The following is a 20,888-nucleotide window of genomic DNA, read 5'->3' on the forward strand; positions in this document are numbered from 1 at the left end:
GGCTTCAAAGGTCAGGGCAACAGTAGAACAATCCAGTGACCATGGGAGGTATATCGGGTTCGAGGTCACCGGGAATATTTTCAATGGGCTCGCGGCGCTCTTTAGAAAAAAAATACCGGGCCGATGGCAAGGGAACAGCCTATTAATTTTTCCGCTGTTCCTGGAGCTGCCCATGTTCAACAACCGCCTGAAGCAGGAGCTACTGGCTCTTCGCCAAGAACTGTCCAGCCTTATGCAAGTCAAGGAAAGCCTGGACCGTGAAATGCTTGGTCTCACCCTGGATGCCGATGGAAGGATTCAATCGGTCAATCAGAACTTCCTCGACGACATGGGCTACAAGAGCCAGGACCTGATCGGCCGGCCTGTGGATGAGCTGGTGCCCGCGTATTTGAAATCCAATGAGTTCCAGGCTCGCTTCAAGGCGGCGCTGACCCGCGGTGAACACTTCTCCGGTGCCGTGCGCTTGCTGCGGGGCAATGGCCAGGAGGCCTGGTTGCGTTCGATCCTCCAGCCTGTACGGAATGCCGACGGGCGAATCCGCTTTTTTTCGATGTATGCCAATGACCTGACCCGCACCATCGAGGGGTCCCGTGAACATGAAAACCTCATCGGTGCGTTGGTGCGTTCAACGGCGGTGATCGAGTTCGATCTGGGCGGTCACGTACTGACGGCCAACGATCGCTTCCTCAATGCCATGGGCTATAACCTGGCGCAGATCAAGGGCAAGCATCACCGCATGTTTTGTGAGCCTGAGGAGTACAACAGCGCGGACTACCAACAATTCTGGAAGCGCCTGAACAGTGGCGAGTTCGTGGCCGGGCGCTTCAAGCGCATCGACAGCAACGGCCACGAGGTCTGGCTGGAAGCCTCCTACAACCCGGTGCTCGATGCCAACGAGCGACTGTACAAAGTGGTCAAGTTCGCCACCAACATCACGGATCAGGTCAACCAGGAAAAAGCCGTCGCCGAAGCGGCCAACATTGCCTACAGCACCTCGTTGCAGACCGACAACAGCGCCCAGCGCGGCACGACTGTGGTGACCCAGGCCGTGGACGTGATGCGCGACCTGGCCCGGCACATGCAAACCGCTGGCGAAGGCATCGAGGCGTTGAACGAGCAATCCCAGGTGATCGGTACCATCGTCAAGACCATCAGCGGCATCGCCGAACAGACCAACCTGCTGGCGCTCAACGCCGCCATCGAAGCGGCCCGGGCCGGCGAGCAAGGGCGGGGCTTTGCGGTGGTGGCCGATGAGGTGCGTCAACTGGCATCGCGTACCAGCCAGGCGACCGAGGAAATCGTCGGCGTGGTCCGCCAGAACCAGGATATGGCCCGCAACGCGGTGGCGCTGATGACCGACGGCCAGCACCAGGCCGAACATGGCCTGGCCCTGGCTGCCGAGGCGGGGACGGTGATCGTCGAGATCCAGGACGGGGCGAAGAAGGTGGTCGATGCCGTGAGTCAGTTTGCCAATCAGCTGTCCACGTAGAGGTATTATTGTTTTTTACATATTAATTATTGTTTTGCGATAATTTCCTGGCTATGTTCTGGGCTCCCTTATTCTATTGGAGCCTTACATGCACTCGAATCGTCTTGCCCTGTACAGCCAGCGGATGGCAGCCGTCACCCTTGTTTTCATGGTCGCGATGATGGTCGTCAACGCCGTGGCCTGGCTGTATCCTGAAGCGGCCTCCCGATACGGCCTGGGGTTTGCCCTGACCGAGCGGCAGCTGTCGAGCTTGCCTGAAGAGGCGATGGGCTTGACGGGCTGGCAGTGCCTGGGTGGCGTACTGTTGACGAGCATTCCCTTGTTGGCCCTGGCGGTCGGGCTCACCCACTTGCGCAGGCTCTTCAAGCACTACGCCCAGGGGCAATACTTTTCCACCGCGGCAGCGGCTTATCTGGGAAATGCGGGGCGCGCGGTGGCGTTGTGGGTGCTGCTGGACTTCATCTGCGAGCCGTTTCTGAGCCTGCTGATGACGATCAATGCGCCGGTCGGCCAGCGATTGCTGACCTTCAGTATCACCGCGCCGTCTTTCGTGGCTTTATTTCTTGCCGCCTGTATTGCGATCATTGCCCGGATACTGTCCCAGGCCAGTGAAGTCGATTCGGAAAACAGAACATTCGTTTGAGATTCCCATGCCCATCGTTATTCAACTCGATGTGATGCTGGCCTTGCGCAAGGTCAAATCCAAGGACCTCGCTGCTGCAATCGGCATTACTGAAGCCAACCTTTCCTTGTTGAAACAAGGAAAGGTCAAGGGCATACGCCTGGCGACCCTCGAAGCCATTTGCAGCCATCTGCACTGTCAGCCTGCGGATCTGCTGGTCTATCAACCGCAGGGCGAGCACGATCAATCGCCCAGTGCCTGACCCTCGCGCCTTGGATCCGCACCGCCGGCCAACGAGGTTTTCCCTTGCGCGTCACGCACCCGGACTATGGCCTGGGTGCCACTGTTCATGTCGATCTCGCTCACCTCATGGCCTTTGTCTTTCAGCGCCTGGATCAGTGCCGGGCTGAATTGACCCCGCTCCAGTTCGGTAGGGCCGTTGCGGCTGCCGAAGTTGGGGAGGTTGATGGCGGTTTGCGGGTCGAGGTCCCAATCCAGCAGGCCAATCATTGACTTGGCGACGTATTCGATGATCTGAGAGCCGCCGGGGGAGCCGACAGCGGCCACCAATTCTCCCCGACGATCGAAGATCAGCGTCGGCGCCATGGACGAGCGTGGGCGCTTGCCCGGTTCGACGCGGTTGGCGACTTTTTGCCCATTCTCTTCGGGGATGAACGAGAAATCGGTCATCTGGTTGTTGAGCATGAAGCCCTGGACCATCAAGTGTGAGCCGAACGCCGATTCCACGGTCGTGGTCATGGACACGGCCCCCCCCTGGTCATCCACGGCCACCACTTGCGAGGTGGAAATACGCAGGGGTGAACGGTCCGGGGCGTAGGCCACCTGGATGCCCGGTGGCGTGCCGGGCTTGGCGACGCCCATGCTGCGAGGGCCGATCAGGCTGGCGCGGCTGGCCAGGTACCCGGCATCGACCAAGCCTTTGAGCGGCACGGCGACAAAGTTCGGGTCGGCAATGTATTGGGCGCGGTCAGCATAGGCCAGGCGCTCGGCTTCGGCGATCAGGTGCACCGCTTCGGGGATGGGTTCGATGCCGGCGGGCTTGTCGGTCTTGACCGGTTTCAAAGGCGCGAGGGCCGCGTGGCTGTCGCGCTGTTCCAGGGCTTGCAATGTCCCGAGGATCTGCGCCACGGCAACCCCGCCCGAAGACGGTGGCGGCATGCCGCAGACTTGCCAGCGCTTGTAGTCGGTGCACAACGCTGGCCGCTCCCGTGCGGTGTAGCCTTGGAGGTCATTGAGCGAAAGGCTGCCGGGGTTGGCGTGGTTTTGTACCTTGGCGACGATTTCCTCGGCGATCGGGCCTTTGTACAGCGCATCGGGGCCTTCGTTGGCAATGCGCTTGAGCACGCCGGCTAAGGCTGGATTCTTCAGCACCGTGCCAACCGCCTTCGGGCTGCCATCGGCGTTGAGAAAGTAGGCGGCCATGTCTGGCGAGCCCGGCAAGGACGGGTCTGTAGCGATCAACGTGTGCAGGCGGGGGGAAATCGCAAAGCCTTGTTCCGCCAGCGCGATGGCTGGCTCGAACAGCGTCGCCCATTTGAGGCGGCCATGTTTGCGATGGGCCAATTCCAGCCCACGCAACACCCCCGGTGTCCCCACGGAGCGACCGCCGATTTGCGCCGCCGTGAAAGACATGGGTTTGCCGTCGGCTTGCAGGAAAAGTCTTTCGGTGGCACCTGCCGGTGCCGTTTCGCGGCCGTCATAGGTGCGCACGGCCTTGCCATCCCACAGCACAATGAACGCACCGCCACCGATGCCCGAGGATTGCGGCTCCACCAGGGTCAGCACGGCCTGCATCGCGATGGCCGCGTCGATGGCCGAGCCGCCGCGCCGCAACATCTCGCGCCCGGCCTCGGCCGCCAAAGGGTTGGCCGCAGCGGCCATGTGCTTCTCGGCGTAGCGGGTCTGCAGATCGGTGCGGAAGCCGGAAATGACCTCCGGTGGGGCGGGCAAGGCCGGTGTCGCGGTGGAGGAAGGCGGCGCCTTGCAGGCCGCGAGCGTTAGGGCGACAGCCAGCAACGAAAAGGCTGACAGGCGAAGGTTCGGTTTGAAGTCTGTAGGCACGTGTCGCTCCATCCGTGGCGTGGAATATAGAGGAGGACTGTAGCGATGGGAGGTGTAGGGCGCAAACCAGAAGCCGAATTGTTCACGCGCCATCCCCAGTCTCGAGGGCTCGACAGTGCATTTGCCACGCCGCAGTGTGGCGTGGCATCCAGGGCCGATGAACCTAAGGGGCGGGCGTCAGTGTCAGGGTGCCTTGGGTATGCCGGGCCACGTCCGTCGATGAAAGGTGCAAGGCCTGGTACTCGCCGCGCATGAAGGGCAGGACCTGATCCTCATAGTGGCTGTTGAACGGAACGCCGCTCTGGCCCACCGGGAGTATGCCGAGGGCTTTGTCCGGCGTGGCCAGGTCGATGACCCGTCGCGTCGAGGGACCGTAGGTGACCGACCAGGGCGCCGGACTCAGCGGTGCGGAGAAGTTGTTCGGCACTTCGTGGCTCCCGGGGGCCGGGTAAGGGCCTGCGTTGAGCAGCGGCGCCAGCCATTTCTGGCTGCCAAGCGGATGCGCCTGCGTCAGTTGATGCACCTTGCCCCATTGCCACTGCGTGGAGTCGTCACCCAGGGTGGCCCGCAGATGGGCGATGCTGGTGTTCCAGGCACGAACGATAACGTCGGCCCGCGTCTGCACGTCCGGTTGTGTCCTGTCCTTCCACCAGGGCGAGTACTCGTCGGCGACCAGGCGCGGCAGCGCAGCGTCTATTACGCGGGTGCTCAACAGGTTCTGGAACATCGTGTCGCCCAGCTCATCGTGCAGGGCGCCATAGCTCAGGTCGTAAAGGAACTGCGTGAACAGCGTGGCGTCGATCGAGTCCAGCGGGTAGTCGCCCTGCCACTGCGCAAGCCCCTCCAGCCACTGGCGTTGGCGCGGGTCGGCAATCGCCGCGCGCAGGATCGGCAGCGCCGGTTGCAACACACGTTGGGCATAGCCGGTCTGGGTGTCGAGTTGCAGCCGGGTGCTTTTTTCGCTGTTCCACTGATCGTCCCGGCCCAGTTCTCGGGTCAGGCGTCGACCTCGGTCGGGCAGGTTGTAATAACCGGGTATCGCCATGCCATCTGGCGAGACGGGCTGGGCGTTGGCGGAGACGATGTAGCCCCTGGCCGGGTTTTCTTCATGCGGGTTGGCGCTGAACGGGTAATAGCCGTCCTTGTCGGCCTCGGGGGTGCTGCCGTCGAGAATGAAATCCGCGGTGACCTGGGACGGGCGCCTGGGCAATCGCGCAGCCGCCCACCAGGCGATGTCGCCTTGGGCGTTGGCGTACACCACGTTGAGTCCCGGGGCCTTGATCAATGACGCCGCCGTGCGAGCCTTGTCCAGTGTGTTGGCGCGGTTGAGCCGATAAAAGGCATCCACCACCGGGTTATCGCCGTCCAGGTACGACCACCAGAGGGCGATGGGCCGGCCAGGAGCATTGTCGCCCAGCGCATCATTGATGATCGGGCCGTGGGGGGAGCGGCGCAGGCGCAGCATGACCGGTTCGGCATCGCGCACTTCGATACTCTGCTGTTCTTCCTGCAGGGCGACCCAACGGCCCTGGTACCAGACTTCATCGGGGTTGTCGGGATTGGTGGTTTCGCCAATCAAGTCAATGTCATCGTTCTGGAACATGGTGAGGGTCCAGGCGAAGTCGTTGTTGTGCCCCAGCAAGGCGAACGGCACGAGGCTTTCGTAATCGCCGTAGAGTTCGAAGCCGGGGGCGTTGAGGTGGGCTTCGTACCACACCGATGGTACGGAAAAACGGATATGCGGGTCACCCGCCAACAGCGGCTTGCCGCTTTGCGTGCGCCGACCCGAGACAACCCAGGCGTTGCTGCCCTCCATCTGCGGCAGCCCCGAATGGTTCACGGCCTGTTCGCTGAGCTGCGCCAGCGCCGCCATCGATTGCCAATCGGTGGCGTTCAGTGCCTGGCTGCCAAGGGCGCCTTTTGGGTCCCAACTGCGATCGAAAATGGCCAGGTAGGGCGCACCCAGCGTGTCCTTGACGTAGGTCAGCAGGGGTTCGGTACGAAACGCCGCCGCGAAGCTGTAGGCCATATAGCCGACCACGCTGTAGACGTCCTGGGCGGTGAACGGCCTCTTCTCGATACCGAGCAAGTCGAACTCTACAGGGCGTGGATTTTCCATCTGATAGGCGTTGATACCGTCAAGGTACGCCTGCAACGCCTGCCAGGTCGCGCTCTGTTGATCGGCGTGCGCCACCTGCCAGTCTGCTTGTTCACGGATACGCAGGGTGCGGAACAGTCTGTCGGTGGGCAGCAACTTGCTGCCCAGTACGGCGGCCAATTCACCGCGGGCCAGGCGCCGGAGCATTTCCATCTGGAACAGGCGGTCCTGGGCGTGTATGTAACCCAAGGCGCGGTATGCGTCGGGCTCGTTGCCGGCAGTGATATGCGGTACGCCACGCTCATCGAACCGCACCTCGACTGGCGACTGTAGTCCAGGCAGGCTGGCCAGCCCCTGTCGCTGCGGTTGCTTGCCATAGAGGTAGATGGCGATCACGGTAACGCCGATCAGCAGCGCCGCCGCAACGAAGACACCGATGCGCTTGAGCATGCTTGGTTTAGCAAGGGCCGTGGGGGGCAGGGGGACGTTGAGGGCGGTCATTGCACACCCAGCCTTTGGCGAGCGTGACGCAACCGTTGCAGCAGGTTGAGCAAGGGGCCGGTCATGACCGTGGTGACGACGGTCATGATGACAAAAAGAGTAAAGAGCTCTTTGCCGATAATCCCCAGGTCGAGGCCGATTTTCAGTACCACCAGTTCCATAAGGCCCCTGGCGTTCATCAATACGCCGATGTCAATGGCGACCGGTGTCGAATAACCGGCGAAGCGGGCGCCCAATGCACCGCCCAACAGTTTGCCGGCGATTGCCACCAGCAGCACCAGGCCTAGCAGGCTTACACCGACGCTCGAAAACGTCGCCGCGGTGGTGTTGAGCCCGGCGAGGGCGAAGAAGCCGGGCATCAGCACGATGACCGCAATGTGCTCCACTCGCTCGACCAGCATGTTCAAAAGCCGTTGGTCTCGCGGCAGGCACGCGCCGAACAGAAAAGCACCGAACACTGCATGGATTTGCAGCCATTCGGTGATGCTGCCGTACATCAGCGCACCACACACAAGTACCGCGAGCAGGGTCAAGGTACGCCTGCCCTCAAGGTGGGCTATCCAGCGCCTCAACAAAGGACGCACGCACCAGAATGAAGCGCCGCACAAGGCTGCCAGGCCACACAACCGCAAAGCCAATTCCTGCCATTGACGGTCCAATTGCAAACTCATCGCGGTGATCGCCAGCAACACCCAGGCACAGACATCACTCACGGCGGCAGCCATCAGCGAGAGCGCACCGACCTCACTGTCGAGCATCCGTCGCTCCTTCAGAATGCGCGCCAGAACCGGGAACGCGGTGACCGAAAACAGCGTTGCAATGAACAGGTTGAAGCCTAGATGGGGGACGCCGGCAGGTGCGAAGGTGCTGTAGAGAAGAGGCGCGATCGCAACGCCCAGAATGAAGGGCAGGGCAATGCTGCAACCGGCGATCAGCAGCACTTTGCCATGGGCGTAGCGGGAGTGCTGTTCAGGCATACGGAACTCGGCGCCGACGACAAACATGAACAGCAGAATTCCGAGGTCGCTGAGCACCTTTAATTGTGTAACAGCGTCGCCCTTAAATAGTGCATGGTGGAAGTCGGGAAAGAAAAAACCAAGTACTAAAGGGCCCAATACAAACCCTGCGATCATCTCGCCAACCACTTCTGGCTGCCCTAGTCTTTTTAGAAAAGCACCCGCAACCTTGGCCGTTAATATTATAAAAACGATTTGCAAGAAGAGCATGGGGGTTACCTTGTCCGAAGAGTTGAGGGTACGCCGCCACCGGGCTCTATATAGCGTGCTGGCAGATAATCAGCGGATGTTAGCGGAGCGCGCAGGGATAAAAAAACTACCAGATCTGGTAGTTTTTTTTGATGAGATGAACCTGTTAGATTTTCCTTGCTTCGTTGTTGTGCGGCTTGTTAGTCGTGCTCGACTCCTGTTTGCCGATAATTTGGAAGGTCGATTATGAAAGACGCGATATTTACGATCATTCATCAAGCCCTGATTGAAGTTAATGCCACGCGTAAAGAGAAGATCGATTTGCAAAATATCGAAACGTTGGCGCTTTATGGTACTACCGGGGTGTTCGATTCCATGCAATTGGTCAGCTTTCTGGCGGCGGTAGAAGAAGGCCTGGACGACGAACTGGATATTGAAATCTCGTTGACGTCGGAAAAAGCGGTGTCACAGACCGTCAGCCCGTTCAGCAGCGTTGCCTGTTTGATTGATTTCATTATCGCCGAGCAACAGGTTCCTCAACTGGCCTCTGCCTGAATGAACGCCACGCAGGGAGCATTGACGTGAACGTGACGGTCCGTAAAGCGCTGAGCAGTGACATGTACCCGGTGTGCAAGCTGTTGCGCGAGTCCACCTTGAACTCCAACTGGATTGGCGTAAATGTGCGCAAGCGCATGTTTGCCGATATCTGGTCCGGGGGAGAGGACTACTTCGGCTATGTGATGCTCGACGGCGACGTGGTGGTGGGTTTTCTCGGTTTGCTGTTTACCACCCAGCCCTGCAACGGGCAGCAGCGCTTCTGCGAATTGCATAGTTGGTACGTGCAGGCCGAGTACCGCAAGGAAAGCCTGAAACTGTTGTTGCCGGTACTGTCGATGCGCAAAGTTACGCTGCTCAACTATACGCCCACGCCTGATGTGTACGAGATCAGCAAGAAGTTCGGCTTTATCGACCTGGAAACCGAGCTGCTGCTGATGTATCCCTTCCCCAATCCGTTGAAGATACGTCGGCGCTATCGCCTGGAAACCGATGTCCATCGAGTCGCGGGCTGGCTGAGCGAGCAGGAAAGCGTGGTCTTCCAGGATCACTCGGGGGTCGAGTGTCGGCACCTGATGATCGTCGATTCACTGACCGGCGAGTCCTGCTACCTGATCGTCAAGCGCATGACCCGGCGCTGGTTCGAGCCGATCGGCCGGGTGCTGTTCATCGGCAACCCGCAGTTGTTTGCACGCAGTCTCGACAGTTGGCGATTGTCCTTATGCCTGCAAATGCGCGTTCAGTGCCTGGTGAGTAATGCGGCGGAACTGGCAGGGTATCCCCTGGGCGGTACGCGGTTGATCAAGCGCGAAGTTCCGTCATTGGTAAAGCCTGCTTCTGGCAGTTTGGCAAGTGCACCGATAAAACCGCTGTACAGCCTGCCGCTACTCATCGGATATAAGTTGCATTGATATGATTATATTGTTGACGGGTACCCGCAAAGGCGTCGGTAAAGAAGCGGCGCTGTATTTTCTGGAACAGGGCCACGTCGTCATTGGTTGCAGTCGTGGTGAAGGTTCAATTGAGCATGAACGCTACACGCACTTCTGTCTGGATTTGAATGATGCCAGTGCGGTCAGGAAAATGATCAAGCATATTCGCTTGAGTCATGCGCAGCTGGATGTGCTGATCAATAACGCCGGTGAAGCCAATATGGCGCCTTTTCAGTTGACGCCTGCCGAGACGGTCCAGGGTTTATTTGCGAGCAATGTATTTGGCTTGATGAATGTTACCCGCGAAGCCGTCAAGTTAATGCAGAAGAACGAGCATCCGGGTGTCATCGTGAATATATCTACCGTGGCGACCCATTGGGCCATTCCAGGCCAATCGATATATGCCGCCAGCAAAGCCGCTGTCGAACAGCTGACCCGAACGTTGAGCAAGGAACTTTCGGTTTTTGGCATTCGCATCAATAACCTGGTGTTACCGCTGTACCGAAGCTCTTTGACCCGCACACTTCCTCAAGAGATCAGACAGAAGATGATCGAGCGCCAGACGATAGCCAGGCCCTGTGTGTTTACCGACTTGATCGGACCCTTGAAGTTTCTTATCTCCAGCCAGTCGGCTTTTGTGACGGGTGAAACCCTCAGCCTGGGAGGTGTGCAATGAGCCGTGATGCCTTGCTGGCAACGCTGGCCGAACCGGGGCAGCGCGTGGCGCTGTTGCACGGCGAGCAGCAATGCACCTACAGCGATCTGCATGCCAAGGTGCAGCAGTGCCTGGCCTGGCTGGTCGACCGCGGCGTCAAGCCGGGGGATGCGGTCATCCTCAACAGTGACTACAGCGTGCCTGGCGTCGCTGCGCTGCTGGCCTTGTACCTGAACCGCAATATTGTGGCGCCGCTGGTCGATCTCAGTGAGCGCTCCCTGCAAACCCTGCAAGGTGCCGCACGGTGTCAGCATCGGATCGAGATCGTCGACGATGCCTGGGTGCATCACTCGCTGGCACAACCGATTGCCGACGAAAGCCCTGAGTACTACAGCGCGTTGCGGGAGATGGGGCGCTCGGGCCTGGTGTTGCTGAGCAGCGGCAGTACCGGCGCACCCAAGGCGATCCTGCATGACCTGGATGACCTGATCGACACCAAGCTGGGCAAGGAGCGCAAGAAGCCCCTTTCGATCCTGATGTTCCTGTTGTTCGACCACATTGGCGGCTTGAATTCCTTGCTCAACACGCTGGCGGTGGGCGGGTGCGCGGTGATGCCGGTCGATCGGGCACCCGAATCGATCTGCGCGCTGGTCGCGCGGCATGGGGTGAAGGTGCTGCCGGTCAGCCCGACCTTTCTTAACCTGATCCTGATGGGGCGGCATCACGAACAGCATGACCTGTCCTCGGTACGGCTGATCACCTATGGCACTGAAAGCATGCAGCAAAGCCTGCTCAAACGGGTCCAGCAGGCGTTTCCCAAGGCCAAGATGCTGCAAACATTCGGCACCAGTGAAACGGGTATCAGCGCTACGGTCAGCCAGTCCTCGGCCAGCACCTTTTTCAAGCTGGCCGATGCGAACACTCAGTACCGCATTGTCGATGGCGAGTTGCAGCTCAAGACCCGCAGCCAGTTTGTCGGCTACCTGAACCAGGACACCGATAACGTCACCGAAGATGGCTGGTTCCGTACCGGTGATCTGGTGGAGCAGAACGAAGAGGGTTATCTGCGGATCCAGGGACGGCAAAAGGAGCTGATCAACGTCGGAGGGCTCAAGGTGCTTCCCACCGAAATCGAAGACGTGATGCTGCGCAGCTCGCTGATCGACGACTGTGTGGTGTACGGCGTGCCGAATGCGATCACTGGCCAGGCCGTCCACATGGATGTCATGGCCACAGGCGTGGAGAGCAAGAAAGCCCTCAAACAGCATGTGCTCGAGCATCTGGGCAGTTGCCTGGAAGCCTACAAGTTGCCCGTCAAAGTCAACAAGGTCGACGAAATCGCTTTTTCCAATCGGTTCAAGAAGACCCGGGCGGTGCTCTCATGAGCGATATCGTGATCCTCGGCGCCGGGCGCTTCGCGCTGGAACTGGCGACCTACCTGCAAGACATCGAGCCGTTGGCGGTGGTGCGTCACCTGATCGTGCCGGATGAGGCCGGGGGCGATGCCGCACCTGCCGCGCCGTGGCCCGCCCAAGGCCTGGACCCACGTTATCGCTACGTTCTGGGGGTGGCCGATATTGCCTTGCGCCAGCAACTGATCGACGCGTACTTCAGCGATGGCCGCTTGTTGGCGCCCAACTTCATCCACCCCAGCGTCCGTCATCGGTTGGACCTGCGCGCCAGCCGCGGCAATGTCATCGCCGCCGATTGCCACGTGGGTGTCAACACCCGGATCGGTTCCTGGAACATGATCAATTACCACTGCAGCGTGGGCCACCATTCGCAGTTGGGCGACAACAACTTCCTGTCACCGCATTTCAATGCCGGTAACAGCGTGACCCTCGGTAATCGCTGCTTCATCGGGCTCAGTACCGTGGTCACGCCCCAGACGGTGATTGAAGACGATGTGACGATCCAGGCCGGTTGCACCCTCAGCGAGTGCATCCCGGCGCATTCGCACTGCACATCCACGGCCCGCCAGAAAATCCTTCAACTGGTCTAAAGGAGTAGTACCCGCATGAACAAGTCTGCACACGTCATTATCATGGGTGGTGGTCCTGCTGGCAGCATCGCAGCGTTGACCTTGCAAAAACTCGGGCATCAGGTGACGGTGTTCGAAAAAGAGAAGTTCCCGCGCTACCGCGTAGGCGAGTCTTTCTTGCCGGGCACGTTGTCGATCCTGCACCGCCTCGGGCTGAGTGAAAAGATTGCGCAGGCCGGCTACGTGCTCAAGCCTTCCGCCACCTTCCTGTGGGGCAAGACCGAAGCGCCGTGGACCTTCTCGTTCAGCACGCCCAAGACCGAAGACTGGGTGTTCGACCACGCCATCCAGGTTCTGCGCTCGGACTTTGACCAGATGCTGCTCGACACCTGCCGCGAGCGCGGTGTGCGCGTGTTCGAGGAGGCAGCCGTCATCGATGTGGATACCGAGCAGGCCGACAACGTCAGCGTAACGGTACGGCACAAGGACGAGACCAGCGACTTCACGGCCGATTACCTGATCGACGCTTCAGGCAGCAATAGCCCGCTGGTGCGCAAGCTGGATCTGCGTGAGTACGACGAGTTCTACAAGAGCGTGGCCTTGTGGTCGTACTTCAAGACCCCGGACCCGTTCAAGAACGACCTCAATGGCACCACTTTCTCGATCACCTTCGAAGATGGCTGGATCTGGATGATCCCGCTCAAGGACGGTATCTACAGCGTGGGTACCATTGTCGACCAGAGCAAGCTGGCCGATATCAAGGCCATGGGGCTCAATGCTTTCTATGACAAGACCCTGGCCAAGAGCGAGCGAGCCCTGTCGATCCTCAACGGTGTGGAGCGTTGCGAGGATGTGAAGCTGGTGCGTGACTGGTCCTACGAAACCAAATACTTCTCCCGCAACCGCTTTTTCCTGTGTGGCGATTCGGCCTGCTTCACCGACCCATTGTTCTCCCAGGGGGTGCACCTGGCCTCGCAGTCGGCGGTCAGCGCGGCCAGCAGCATTGACTACCTGATGCAGCATCCGGAGCAGAACGAAAAGGTCCACGCCTGGTACAACCGCAGCTACAGCGAGACCTACAACCAGTACCACGAGTTTCTGGCGTCCTTCTACACGTTCGCCTCGTTCACTGAACCGGAATCCGAGTTCTGGACCAAGCGTCGCATCAGCGAGTCGGCCGACGAACGTCTGAAGCGCAAGGAGTGGTTCGAGCAATTGGTCAACGGGGAAAAACAGAACCGCCCGCAGATTGGCGACTTCAAGGACCGCGCCTCCACCATGATTGCCATCGGCCGGCACCAGCGCAATGAGTTGACCGACGAGTTCATGGATGCCGAGCTTAACCCGGCTCGCGTGCGCTGGATCTCCGACTTGACCAAACAGTTGAACCGCATCGCCAGCTTCAACTGGTTGGGCGACCGGGTCGAGACCGCCGACTATTTCAAGATCGAGCCCCTGAGTTTCAAGTTGAGCCTCAAGCGGATCCTGTCCAACGGGGCCGGCAAGGACATGACCAAGTACACCGTGAGCGAAGCCCTGGTGCAGCTGTTCAAGGACCTCTACGAACAGAAATTCGGCTACAAGGAGTTGATGGTGCGCCTCAACGAAGTGGGGGAGGTGAACTCCTCGCAGTTCGTTATCCGGCTGATGGAGGCCGGTTTGCTCGATGGTTTCGACAAGCATGGGCAACGAGTGCTGGTGCAGGATCGCCTGCGCTTCGATGGGGTAGGTGTCGAATATGAAGTATGACGAGGGGTTCAGTTGGCTTTTCCTGGCGGGCGTCGGCAATTCCGGCGATACCCACTGGCAGCGGCATTGGAATACCGAGCATCCCGATTCATTGTGGCTGGAGCACCGTGACTGGGATAACCCGGACTGCGAGGAGTGGGTCGCAGATTTGCAGGCGCTGTTGTCCGGGCAGCAGCGACCGGTGGTCGTGGTCGCCCATAGCCTGGGGTGCCTGTTGCTGCTGGAGTGGGCGGCGCGACATCGCTCGGACCTGATGCGCGGCGCGTTTCTGGTCGCGGTGCCGGACCCCAATGGCAAGCAGTTTCCGGAGCAGGCCCGCGGCTTCCGACCGGCCGACCAACTGAGCGTCGACTTTCCGGTCACGGTGATCACCAGCCAGAACGATCCCTACGGAGACCTGGATTACGTGCAGCGCAGCGCCCGCCAGCTGGGTTGCGGCTGCACCAACCTGGGCGAGCTGGGCCACATCAACGGGAAATCGCAGTTGGGGTACTGGGATCAGGGCTACAACCTCTTGCAATCCTTTGCCCGGTCACTGAACCACTGAGTGACGATTGCACACAGGCTGCCCATGGCGGCCTGTATTTCTGTAAGCCATCAGGACGATGCTATGTCAGCTAATGCCGTGTCTGTGCTGCCGGGCGATGAGCTTGGAGCCGCATTATCGCCATCGGTTCGAGGGGTTGCGCAGGGGCAGTGCCACCGGATCCCGGTGCATGCGCGATTTGAAGGGCACAGTGTGCCGGCCACGTTGGCGGTCCGGGACGAGGCGCATTGCGTGCTTGAAGTGCCGGCCGGTCTCTACAGCGCCAACCCCGAGCCTTTCACCGTGGCGCTGTGTTTCCAGCAGTGCCTGCATCGCCCGCAAGTGCCGGTGAACATGCAGGGCCGGTGGTCAGGCAATGACCGGGCCTGCTTGGAGCTGGTGAGCTGCGGTTCCAGGCCGGCGTACCTGAATGAGCGCGATCGCACCGACGCGTCACTCAGGGCGGCGGCGCGAAGTCCCACACTGTTCAATCGTCGCCTGACCGTACAACTGCATTACCTCAGCCCGCTCAACGGTGCTTTCGAGGTACTGGACCGAGATGTAGTGATCGTGCCGGGCATGGATCTGGAACTGCAGTTCAACTGTCCGTGGAGTGGCCTGGCCATGGTGCGTGCGCAGGTCCTGGGGCGTTTCGAGGACCAGGGCCGCTTCCTCTGTCATTTCCGGGTGCTGGACAAACCCTCGAGCACCGCGGTGGCGTTGATGCTGCTGTGCCAGCGTCGGCACTTCTCCTTCGACAGCCTGCCCGTGGCGCTACGCAAGAGTCCGGCCATCGGTCGCCTGATCCATGTCGCGATTATCGAAGGGACCGGCGCCATGGACGATTTGCTGACGTGCCGCCTGGCTGCCAACCGCCACTACGGTCGACTGGAGGACGTGCAGGATCCGCGAGTCTTGTGGGATGAATGGGACCCTTACGCCATCCAGGTCTGCGCGCGGCTGGGCAACAAATGTGTGGGGGCGGGACGTGTCGTCGTCAACAGCGGTTATCGTGAGCGCTGCGAGATCGAGATGTCGACGCCCTTGCCTCAATGGTTGTGGGCGGCGGGCTTTGTCGAGATGTCCCGGGTCGCCATTTTGCCCGAGTACGCCGGTCATCACGTGATGCTGGCACTGCTGCGCGAACTGGGCCGGATTACCCTGCATTTGCAGAGCCGGTACATCGTGCTGGACGCCATCGATCTCCTGGTGCCGATCTACACCCGACTAGGAGCGCAATGCCTGCCGATCAGCAAAAAACACCCCTACAGCGGTGAAACCGTGCGCGTGATGTATTTCGACGTTGGCCGTCTTTTGAGCCATCTCGACTGGCATTTGCCCCAGTGGCTGTTTGTCTTCGGTCCTACCATCGGGCACAGCGTGCATCGCCAGCACATCAGCCAGCTGGCCGCTCAATTCCGGGTGTCGGCCACGGGGATACGGGTCAAGCGGGGGATCGCGCGTGCGCTCAAGAAACTCATGGGTTAATCCTTCGGTCGTGAGGTTTGTCAGCTCCACCGCATCGGCCACCCTGTACGCCGGTTGGGTGGCATTCTGCGCCCGTCAGTTGCCCTGGATGGCCATGGCGCAATCGGCCTTGGCGCAGTGGCTGCTCAGTTTCGCGGCTACTTTCGCGTTCTCCGCATTTATCAGCCGCCGGATCGGCAGCAGCCCGCACCAGGCCGTTGCGGTGCGAGTGGCCGGTTGGGCAATGTTGATCTATGCGGCTGTGCTGCTGAGCGTGCACATGATGATCGGCACGCCGGATCCGGTGCTGACCCTGCTCCCGGTATTGGGCCTGGCGGGAGCCTATGCTTTGTTCTATGCCCGGTTGCAGGTCCGTCACAATGCCCGTGAACAATCTGCATGAGCGCGTTGCAGTTGGTTGTCTTCCCGGTCCATGCACAGGCTGATGCCGCGTGGCATGCCGTGCTGGACGCACAGCAGATGCGACACGCCGCGACCTTGGGCGAGCGCCAGCGCGTTCGTTACATTAACGCACGCATTGCCCTGCGCCTGACGGTGGCCGGGCTTGAGCAGTGCGATCCGCAACGGGTGGTGATCGAACAGCAGGCATCGGGGCAATTGCGTCTTTGTACCCACCCCCGACTATTCGCCAGTGTGACCTATGCACAACGTCTGGGCCTGCTGGTCGTGGGATCGTCCCGTTTGGGCCTTGATTACGAGGACGGTGCCGCCCCGGTCTTCTGGCGCAGTGCTGTACGTCGATACTTTTGCGAGAGTGAGCGTCGCTGGCTCCAGAGTCGCGATGAGGGTACGCGGGAAGCCGACTTTGTGTGGTTGTGGACCCGGCGCGAGAGTCTGCTCAAATACCGGGGGAGTGGGATACGCGGTGATACGCGATGCTTATGTCGCCCCGAAGATGCCGCCCCTCCCCAGCGCAGTTTCAACCTGGCCGGAGGGGTCGGCACACTCACCGGTGAGGTACCTACAGCCGATCTGTTGCCTTCACGGTTGGCCCTGTGCAGTGAGTGGTCGCCAGAACTCGATTTCAGCTGGCACCCGGCGCCTGGCCGGATGCCTTGCTGTGTCAGATCTGAATGAGCTGCATCGACAGGGCCTGGACGACGGCAGCGCTACGCGTCGTCACGCTGAACTTTCGGCGGATATTCTTGAAGTGATAGTCCACGTTGGCTTCCGAACAGCAGCAGATATTCGAGATCTCCCAACTGGTCTTGCCAAAGGCACTCCAGCGCAGTATTTCCTTTTCACGCCGGGTCAGCTTGACCAAGTTAACGGGCGCTGGCGGAACCATCAGGGCCAGGGCGGCTTGCAGGGCTGCGTCCCTGAGGATCGATAGCGTACCCATGTGGTGCCTGATCATCGATTGCGCCCGATCAGCGTCGCGTGCCTGGAGATTGAGGCCCAATGTCCCGAACTGGCCCTGCGGGCCGTGCAGGGCAAAGGTGACGCCATGTTCCAAGCCGTGCGCCACGGCCAGCGCTCGCAGGCTGTGTTGTTGCGGTGAGCTGTACAGTCGTTCGGTCCAGACGATGGGCGTGACATTATGCATGCAGTGCAACATGACCGGGTCGATCCTGACGTAGCCTGCCTGTTCGTAGGCTTCATGCCAGGCTTGTGGGTAATCGCCGATGACCAGCTCGCTGCGCTCCCGTGCGTTTCTGTCCGGTTTGAGGCGCAGTTCATAGCGGCCAAAGCCCAGTTGCAGAATCGGTTCTTTCAAGCGATCGAACAGATCGCTGCTGGTCGAGATGCCGGGGCCGTCCAGAAGAAACTCAAGCGCTTGCGATAACATCATTCATTTCCTTTTCAATGATTGCCGGCTCAGCTCGCAGGATGCGATCAACGGTTCATCAGCCAGATCGAAGCCGCGACCAACAGACCCCCAAGGCATTGCCAAGCGGAGAGTTGGATATCCAGTACGGCCCAGGACAGCAGCACCGCGAACATTGGCGCCAGGAACAGCCAGCCACTGGTGCTGGTAGCGTCTGCCTGTTTCAGCGCGACGAACCACAGCCCGAACGAGCCGGTCGAGGCCGGTATGGCCAGCCAGGCAAACCAGCCCCACTGTTGGATCGAAAGGTGATCGGGCCAGTGTTCGCCGGCCAGGAGGGCGCAGGCGAGTGCCCCCAGGGCGCCGATGAACAGTTGCCAGAAACTCAAGGTCCACGTGCCGACCGCCACCGGGTTGCGCTTGATGATCAGTGTCGCGGTGGCCCAACTGACGGCGGCGCCCAAGCCCAGCGTCACGCCGATCCAGGCGCCAGGCTGTGGGTCTTTTGCAAAGTCAGCGCCAATGGCCAGCGCGACGCCGATCAAGCCTGTAACCAAGCCCAACAGACGGTTGGCCTTGAGCGGCTGCGCGAAGAACAGTCGGTTGCCTACCGCGACCCACACGGGGTTGGTGAAAAGCAGGATCGCGGCCGTGGAGGCCGAGACGGTGCGCATTGCCAGGAACAGCAGGCTCATCACGGCCGTGGTCTGGGTAAGGCCGATGATGGCGATCACCAGCACCTGCCGGGCGTCCAAGTGGCGTGGGAGCAGGTTGGCACGCCAGGAACCACCTTGCATGAATACCAACGGCAAGGTTGCCAGCGCGGCCAGGAAGAATCGCCAGCCCACCAGCATCAAGGGATCGAATCCCTGCTCGAGCAATATCTTGCCCGACACGAAACTTGAGCCCATCAGAAATGTGGACGCCAGGATCGTGACAGCGAAACCCAGTCGGCTATGGAGGCCCGTCGCCTCGCCAGCCACTGACAGTGCCATCAGCGGATCTCGATCCGCAGCGGCTGGACCCGGCTCGGTAACAGGGGGGCGATGCGCCATTGGCCCAAGCGTTTGATGGTTTCCTGTGGCGCCGGCGCCAAGGCAAGCTGCAGCACCCCGGTACCGTCGATCAGCGCTTTGCCGGCGCTCAACCTGAGGGTCTGGCTCTGCTCCAGGAGCATGTCGCGACCTTCCCAGCTCACCCAATGACTGCCGCTCAGGGCGTGAGCGATGATGTCCTGGCGCAAGTGCAACGACATCAGCTCGGTCGGGCGAAGATAGATGTAGACCCAGTCCGGCTCGCCGTCGGATGACCCCTGGGAATTGGCACTGAAAGAGACCGTTAACGTACGCACCTTGGTCTTCCTTCTGAAAAAGTCATTGGAAAATACATCTGCGCTTACATTAAATGGCTGATTTCGGTAAAAACATCAGTAATTTCTTGAAGTAATTGTTAGCGGGGCTTACATGATGGTGATCCCTCCCCTCAGTTGTCTGCGCAGTTTCGAAGCTGTCAGCCGCTTGTCCAGTGTCACCCTGGCGGCGACGGAGCTGCACGTCACTCATTCGGCGGTCAGCCAGCAGCTCAAGGTGCTGGAAGAGATGCTGGGCGTGACACTGTTCGTGCGCGAGGGACGTACCTTGCGCATCACTGAAGACGGTCGGTTGTACTCGTTGCAGGTGCGTGAGTCGTTGAAGAACATCGCCGATGCGACTCGCCAGGTTAAAGCGCAGCCCAAGGCTTCGGAGCTGGTGGTGGCGGTCATGCCTTCCTTCGGCTTCTCCTGGCTGCTGCCGCGCATCGGTCGATTCCAGGCGCGTTACCCGCATATCACGGTGCGTCTGCAGGCCAGTCTCACCGTGACCAATCTGGCGCAAGAGGCGGTGGACGTCAGCGTGCGCATGGGGCGGGGCGACTGGGAACTGGTGGAAAAACAGCTGTTGTTTCACGACGAAATGATCGTTGTCGCTTCCCCGGGCTTCAATGGCGGACAGCTACCGCATACGCCGGCGCAGATCGTCGCGAGCCCGATCATTTTCACCATGGACTCCTGGCAGCCCTGGTGCGAGGCGGCGGGGCTGGACACCGAGGTCACGCGCAAGGGGCTGTGCAGCAACGATTCGAACCTGGTGCTGGAGGCCGTGCGACTCAAGCAGGGTATCGCGCTGGTGCGTCGCAGCCTGGTGCATGACGCCATCGGGCGTGGTGAACTGGTGCAGTTGAGCGAGCATGCGGTGCCGTATGCCTACCCGTATTGGCTGCTGCTGCCGGACCGTGAGCGCGTCGAGGCCAAGCGGCAGCAGTTTGCCGAATGGCTGGGTGAGGAGGTCGAGTCGTATCTGCGAGAGCTCAGCCAGGCACGTCGACTGCCGGCCTGCTGAACGGCCCTTTTATTGAGGCATAAAAAACGGCCTATCTTTCGATAGGCCGTTTTTAGTACTTGGTGGTACACAGGCAATTGAACTGGTCCAATAACTAGCTGTATTTGCTGGTTATTGGTCAGTTCTCGTTTTTAAGGGATACACCAGGGGATACACGGCGCTGTCTGCTGGGCTGTTTTTGGTCTGCTCCGCGCTGCCAAGATTTAGCTATTGGAGGCGCTAACCATTGTCGACGAACGGTAGTCCATCTTCTGTTCGGTCACCCCGCAAGCCCGCCCGGGTGTTCACGGCGCCCCGTAAGCAACCCGAGCTCCCATTTCGGTAGGACAGATATGCTCGCCTCGCCCTATCTGCAAACCGAACGAAAGATCATCTCCGTCGTAAAAGCCCTCAATTGCCTGGGCTCGGGTCGGATATCCACATAGCTATTGCCGACTGACGCCAAGCCACCGAGTTCGGTCCTATCCGGATCTGCTTTGGAAAGGTGCCTTCCCTGATCCTGCGATAAATCGTGTTACGACCAAGGCCAGTGATATGAACTACCTCTTCGAGGCGTAGAAAACGATCAATGCTTTCTGCCATCTTCTGATTATCCCTCTCTCTGGTCGCCGTCTCTGTCTGGCCAAGTCCAGCCCAGCATATGACGGTCAGCCTGGCGCAGCGAGCGGCCATGGTGAATGGATACCAGGCTGGCCGGCCGGGCACTGGTCCCGGCTTTAAAACTTTAGCGCAGGAGCGAAGTGTTGCTGGCTGAAGTGATAAAAGGCGGCGCCATAATTGCGTCTTGCCGGCCGTTTTGACGATTTCGGGAAAAACTGTCAGCGTAACCAATTTAACCTCCAGGCCAATTCAGAGGTAG

At 60.1% G+C, this 20,888-nt stretch carries 21 protein-coding genes and 2 pseudogenes; 16 read left to right on the forward strand and 7 right to left on the reverse strand.

The genetic code is table 11. The annotated features are described in order from the left end of the window. Positions 1-262: 262 nt before the first annotated feature. From BLU85_RS31780 to BLU85_RS18975, 4 genes and pseudogenes are all read left to right on the forward strand, one after another. A pseudogene (locus BLU85_RS31780) lies at positions 263-949 on the forward strand (PAS domain-containing protein); the annotation flags it as partial. Between the two features lie 108 nt (positions 950-1,057). Next, positions 1,058-1,489, forward strand: a pseudogene (locus BLU85_RS31785) (methyl-accepting chemotaxis protein); the annotation flags it as partial. A gap of 88 nt (positions 1,490-1,577) precedes the next feature. Beyond that, on the forward strand, positions 1,578-2,132 hold the full coding sequence (locus BLU85_RS18970) for a DUF2975 domain-containing protein (RefSeq protein ID WP_092202392.1): 555 nt from the start codon (positions 1,578-1,580) through the stop codon (positions 2,130-2,132). Between the two features lie 7 nt (positions 2,133-2,139). Further along, positions 2,140-2,373: a helix-turn-helix domain-containing protein gene (locus BLU85_RS18975; RefSeq protein WP_092202394.1), complete on the forward strand. Its 234-nt coding sequence runs from the start codon at positions 2,140-2,142 to the stop codon at positions 2,371-2,373. On the opposite strand, the gene ggt is transcribed toward BLU85_RS18975, so the two are convergent. From ggt to BLU85_RS18990, 3 genes are all read right to left on the reverse strand, one after another. Beyond that, positions 2,355-4,193: a gamma-glutamyltransferase gene (gene ggt / locus BLU85_RS18980; protein ID WP_256572863.1), complete on the reverse strand. Its 1,839-nt coding sequence runs from the start codon at positions 4,191-4,193 to the stop codon at positions 2,355-2,357. The genes BLU85_RS18975 and ggt overlap by 19 nt on opposite strands. A 163-nt stretch (positions 4,194-4,356) precedes the next feature. Beyond that, a complete protein-coding gene (locus tag BLU85_RS18985; RefSeq protein WP_092202638.1) occupies positions 4,357-6,741 on the reverse strand; it encodes a penicillin acylase family protein in 2,385 nt (794 codons plus the stop codon). A gap of 47 nt (positions 6,742-6,788) precedes the next feature. Further along, the gene (locus tag BLU85_RS18990; RefSeq protein WP_092202395.1) at positions 6,789-8,018 is read right to left on the reverse strand and encodes a cation:proton antiporter; all 1,230 of its coding nucleotides are present in this window, start codon (positions 8,016-8,018) and stop codon (positions 6,789-6,791) included. Between the two features lie 10 nt (positions 8,019-8,028). On the opposite strand from BLU85_RS18990, the gene BLU85_RS30645 reads away from it, so the two are divergent. The 11 genes from BLU85_RS30645 to BLU85_RS19040 all read left to right on the forward strand — a co-directional run bounded on the left by BLU85_RS30645 (position 8,029) and on the right by BLU85_RS19040 (position 16,960). Beyond that, complete coding sequence (locus BLU85_RS30645; RefSeq protein WP_139207984.1) at positions 8,029-8,247, forward strand: hypothetical protein; 219 nt, start codon at positions 8,029-8,031, stop codon at positions 8,245-8,247. Next, a complete protein-coding gene (locus BLU85_RS18995; protein WP_092202397.1) occupies positions 8,244-8,552 on the forward strand; it encodes a hypothetical protein in 309 nt (102 codons plus the stop codon). Before BLU85_RS30645 ends, BLU85_RS18995 begins: the two co-directional genes overlap by 4 nt. Positions 8,553-8,578: 26 nt before the next feature. Then, positions 8,579-9,463, forward strand: a complete 885-nt coding sequence (locus BLU85_RS19000; RefSeq protein ID WP_092202399.1) for a hypothetical protein — start codon at positions 8,579-8,581, stop codon at positions 9,461-9,463. 1 nt (position 9,464) lies between these two features. Next, positions 9,465-10,160, forward strand: coding sequence for an SDR family NAD(P)-dependent oxidoreductase (locus BLU85_RS19005; protein WP_092202401.1), 696 nt, complete (start codon positions 9,465-9,467; stop codon positions 10,158-10,160). Next, entirely contained in the window at positions 10,157-11,524 is a 1,368-nt protein-coding gene (locus BLU85_RS19010; RefSeq protein WP_092202403.1) for an ANL family adenylate-forming protein, read from the forward strand. Before BLU85_RS19005 ends, BLU85_RS19010 begins: the two co-directional genes overlap by 4 nt. Further along, entirely contained in the window at positions 11,521-12,141 is a 621-nt protein-coding gene (locus tag BLU85_RS19015; RefSeq protein ID WP_092202405.1) for an LbetaH domain-containing protein, read from the forward strand. Before BLU85_RS19010 ends, BLU85_RS19015 begins: the two co-directional genes overlap by 4 nt. 15 nt (positions 12,142-12,156) lie before the next feature. Next, positions 12,157-13,869 carry a chloramphenicol-biosynthetic FADH2-dependent halogenase CmlS gene (gene cmlS, locus BLU85_RS19020; RefSeq protein ID WP_092202407.1) on the forward strand — a complete coding sequence of 571 codons (1,713 nt, stop codon included), beginning with the start codon at positions 12,157-12,159 and terminating at the stop codon, positions 13,867-13,869. Further along, positions 13,859-14,416 carry an RBBP9/YdeN family alpha/beta hydrolase gene (locus tag BLU85_RS19025; protein WP_092202409.1) on the forward strand — a complete coding sequence of 186 codons (558 nt, stop codon included), beginning with the start codon at positions 13,859-13,861 and terminating at the stop codon, positions 14,414-14,416. The genes cmlS and BLU85_RS19025 overlap by 11 nt, the downstream gene beginning before the upstream one ends. Positions 14,417-14,608: 192 nt before the next feature. Further along, entirely contained in the window at positions 14,609-15,883 is a 1,275-nt protein-coding gene (locus BLU85_RS19030; protein ID WP_092202411.1) for a GNAT family N-acetyltransferase, read from the forward strand. 10 nt (positions 15,884-15,893) lie between these two features. Continuing rightward, positions 15,894-16,265, forward strand: coding sequence for a hypothetical protein (locus tag BLU85_RS19035; protein WP_092202413.1), 372 nt, complete (start codon positions 15,894-15,896; stop codon positions 16,263-16,265). Further along, complete coding sequence (locus tag BLU85_RS19040; RefSeq protein ID WP_092202415.1) at positions 16,262-16,960, forward strand: 4'-phosphopantetheinyl transferase family protein; 699 nt, start codon at positions 16,262-16,264, stop codon at positions 16,958-16,960. Before BLU85_RS19035 ends, BLU85_RS19040 begins: the two co-directional genes overlap by 4 nt. Here the strand turns inward: BLU85_RS19040 and BLU85_RS19045 are convergent. Genes BLU85_RS19045 through BLU85_RS19055 form a run of 3 tightly spaced genes read right to left on the reverse strand, consistent with a single transcriptional unit; the run spans position 16,947 to position 19,002 of the window. Beyond that, positions 16,947-17,675: a helix-turn-helix transcriptional regulator gene (locus BLU85_RS19045; RefSeq protein ID WP_092202417.1), complete on the reverse strand. Its 729-nt coding sequence runs from the start codon at positions 17,673-17,675 to the stop codon at positions 16,947-16,949. The genes BLU85_RS19040 and BLU85_RS19045 overlap by 14 nt on opposite strands. Before the next feature lie 44 nt (positions 17,676-17,719). Continuing rightward, positions 17,720-18,646, reverse strand: coding sequence for a DMT family transporter (locus BLU85_RS19050; protein ID WP_092202419.1), 927 nt, complete (start codon positions 18,644-18,646; stop codon positions 17,720-17,722). Further along, entirely contained in the window at positions 18,646-19,002 is a 357-nt protein-coding gene (locus BLU85_RS19055; RefSeq protein ID WP_092202421.1) for a hypothetical protein, read from the reverse strand. Before BLU85_RS19055 ends, BLU85_RS19050 begins: the two co-directional genes overlap by 1 nt. Positions 19,003-19,114: 112 nt before the next feature. On the opposite strand from BLU85_RS19055, the gene BLU85_RS19060 reads away from it, so the two are divergent. Beyond that, positions 19,115-20,029: a LysR substrate-binding domain-containing protein gene (locus tag BLU85_RS19060; RefSeq protein WP_092202423.1), complete on the forward strand. Its 915-nt coding sequence runs from the start codon at positions 19,115-19,117 to the stop codon at positions 20,027-20,029. A 390-nt stretch (positions 20,030-20,419) separates the two neighbouring features. On the opposite strand, the gene BLU85_RS19065 is transcribed toward BLU85_RS19060, so the two are convergent. Next, a complete protein-coding gene (locus BLU85_RS19065; protein ID WP_371914246.1) occupies positions 20,420-20,701 on the reverse strand; it encodes a helix-turn-helix transcriptional regulator in 282 nt (93 codons plus the stop codon). Positions 20,702-20,888 lie beyond the last annotated feature (187 nt).

It is taken from the genome of Pseudomonas sp. NFACC14, assembly GCF_900106885.1.
In the GTDB taxonomy this organism is placed as follows: Bacteria; Pseudomonadota; Gammaproteobacteria; order Pseudomonadales; family Pseudomonadaceae; genus Aquipseudomonas; species Aquipseudomonas fluorescens_AA.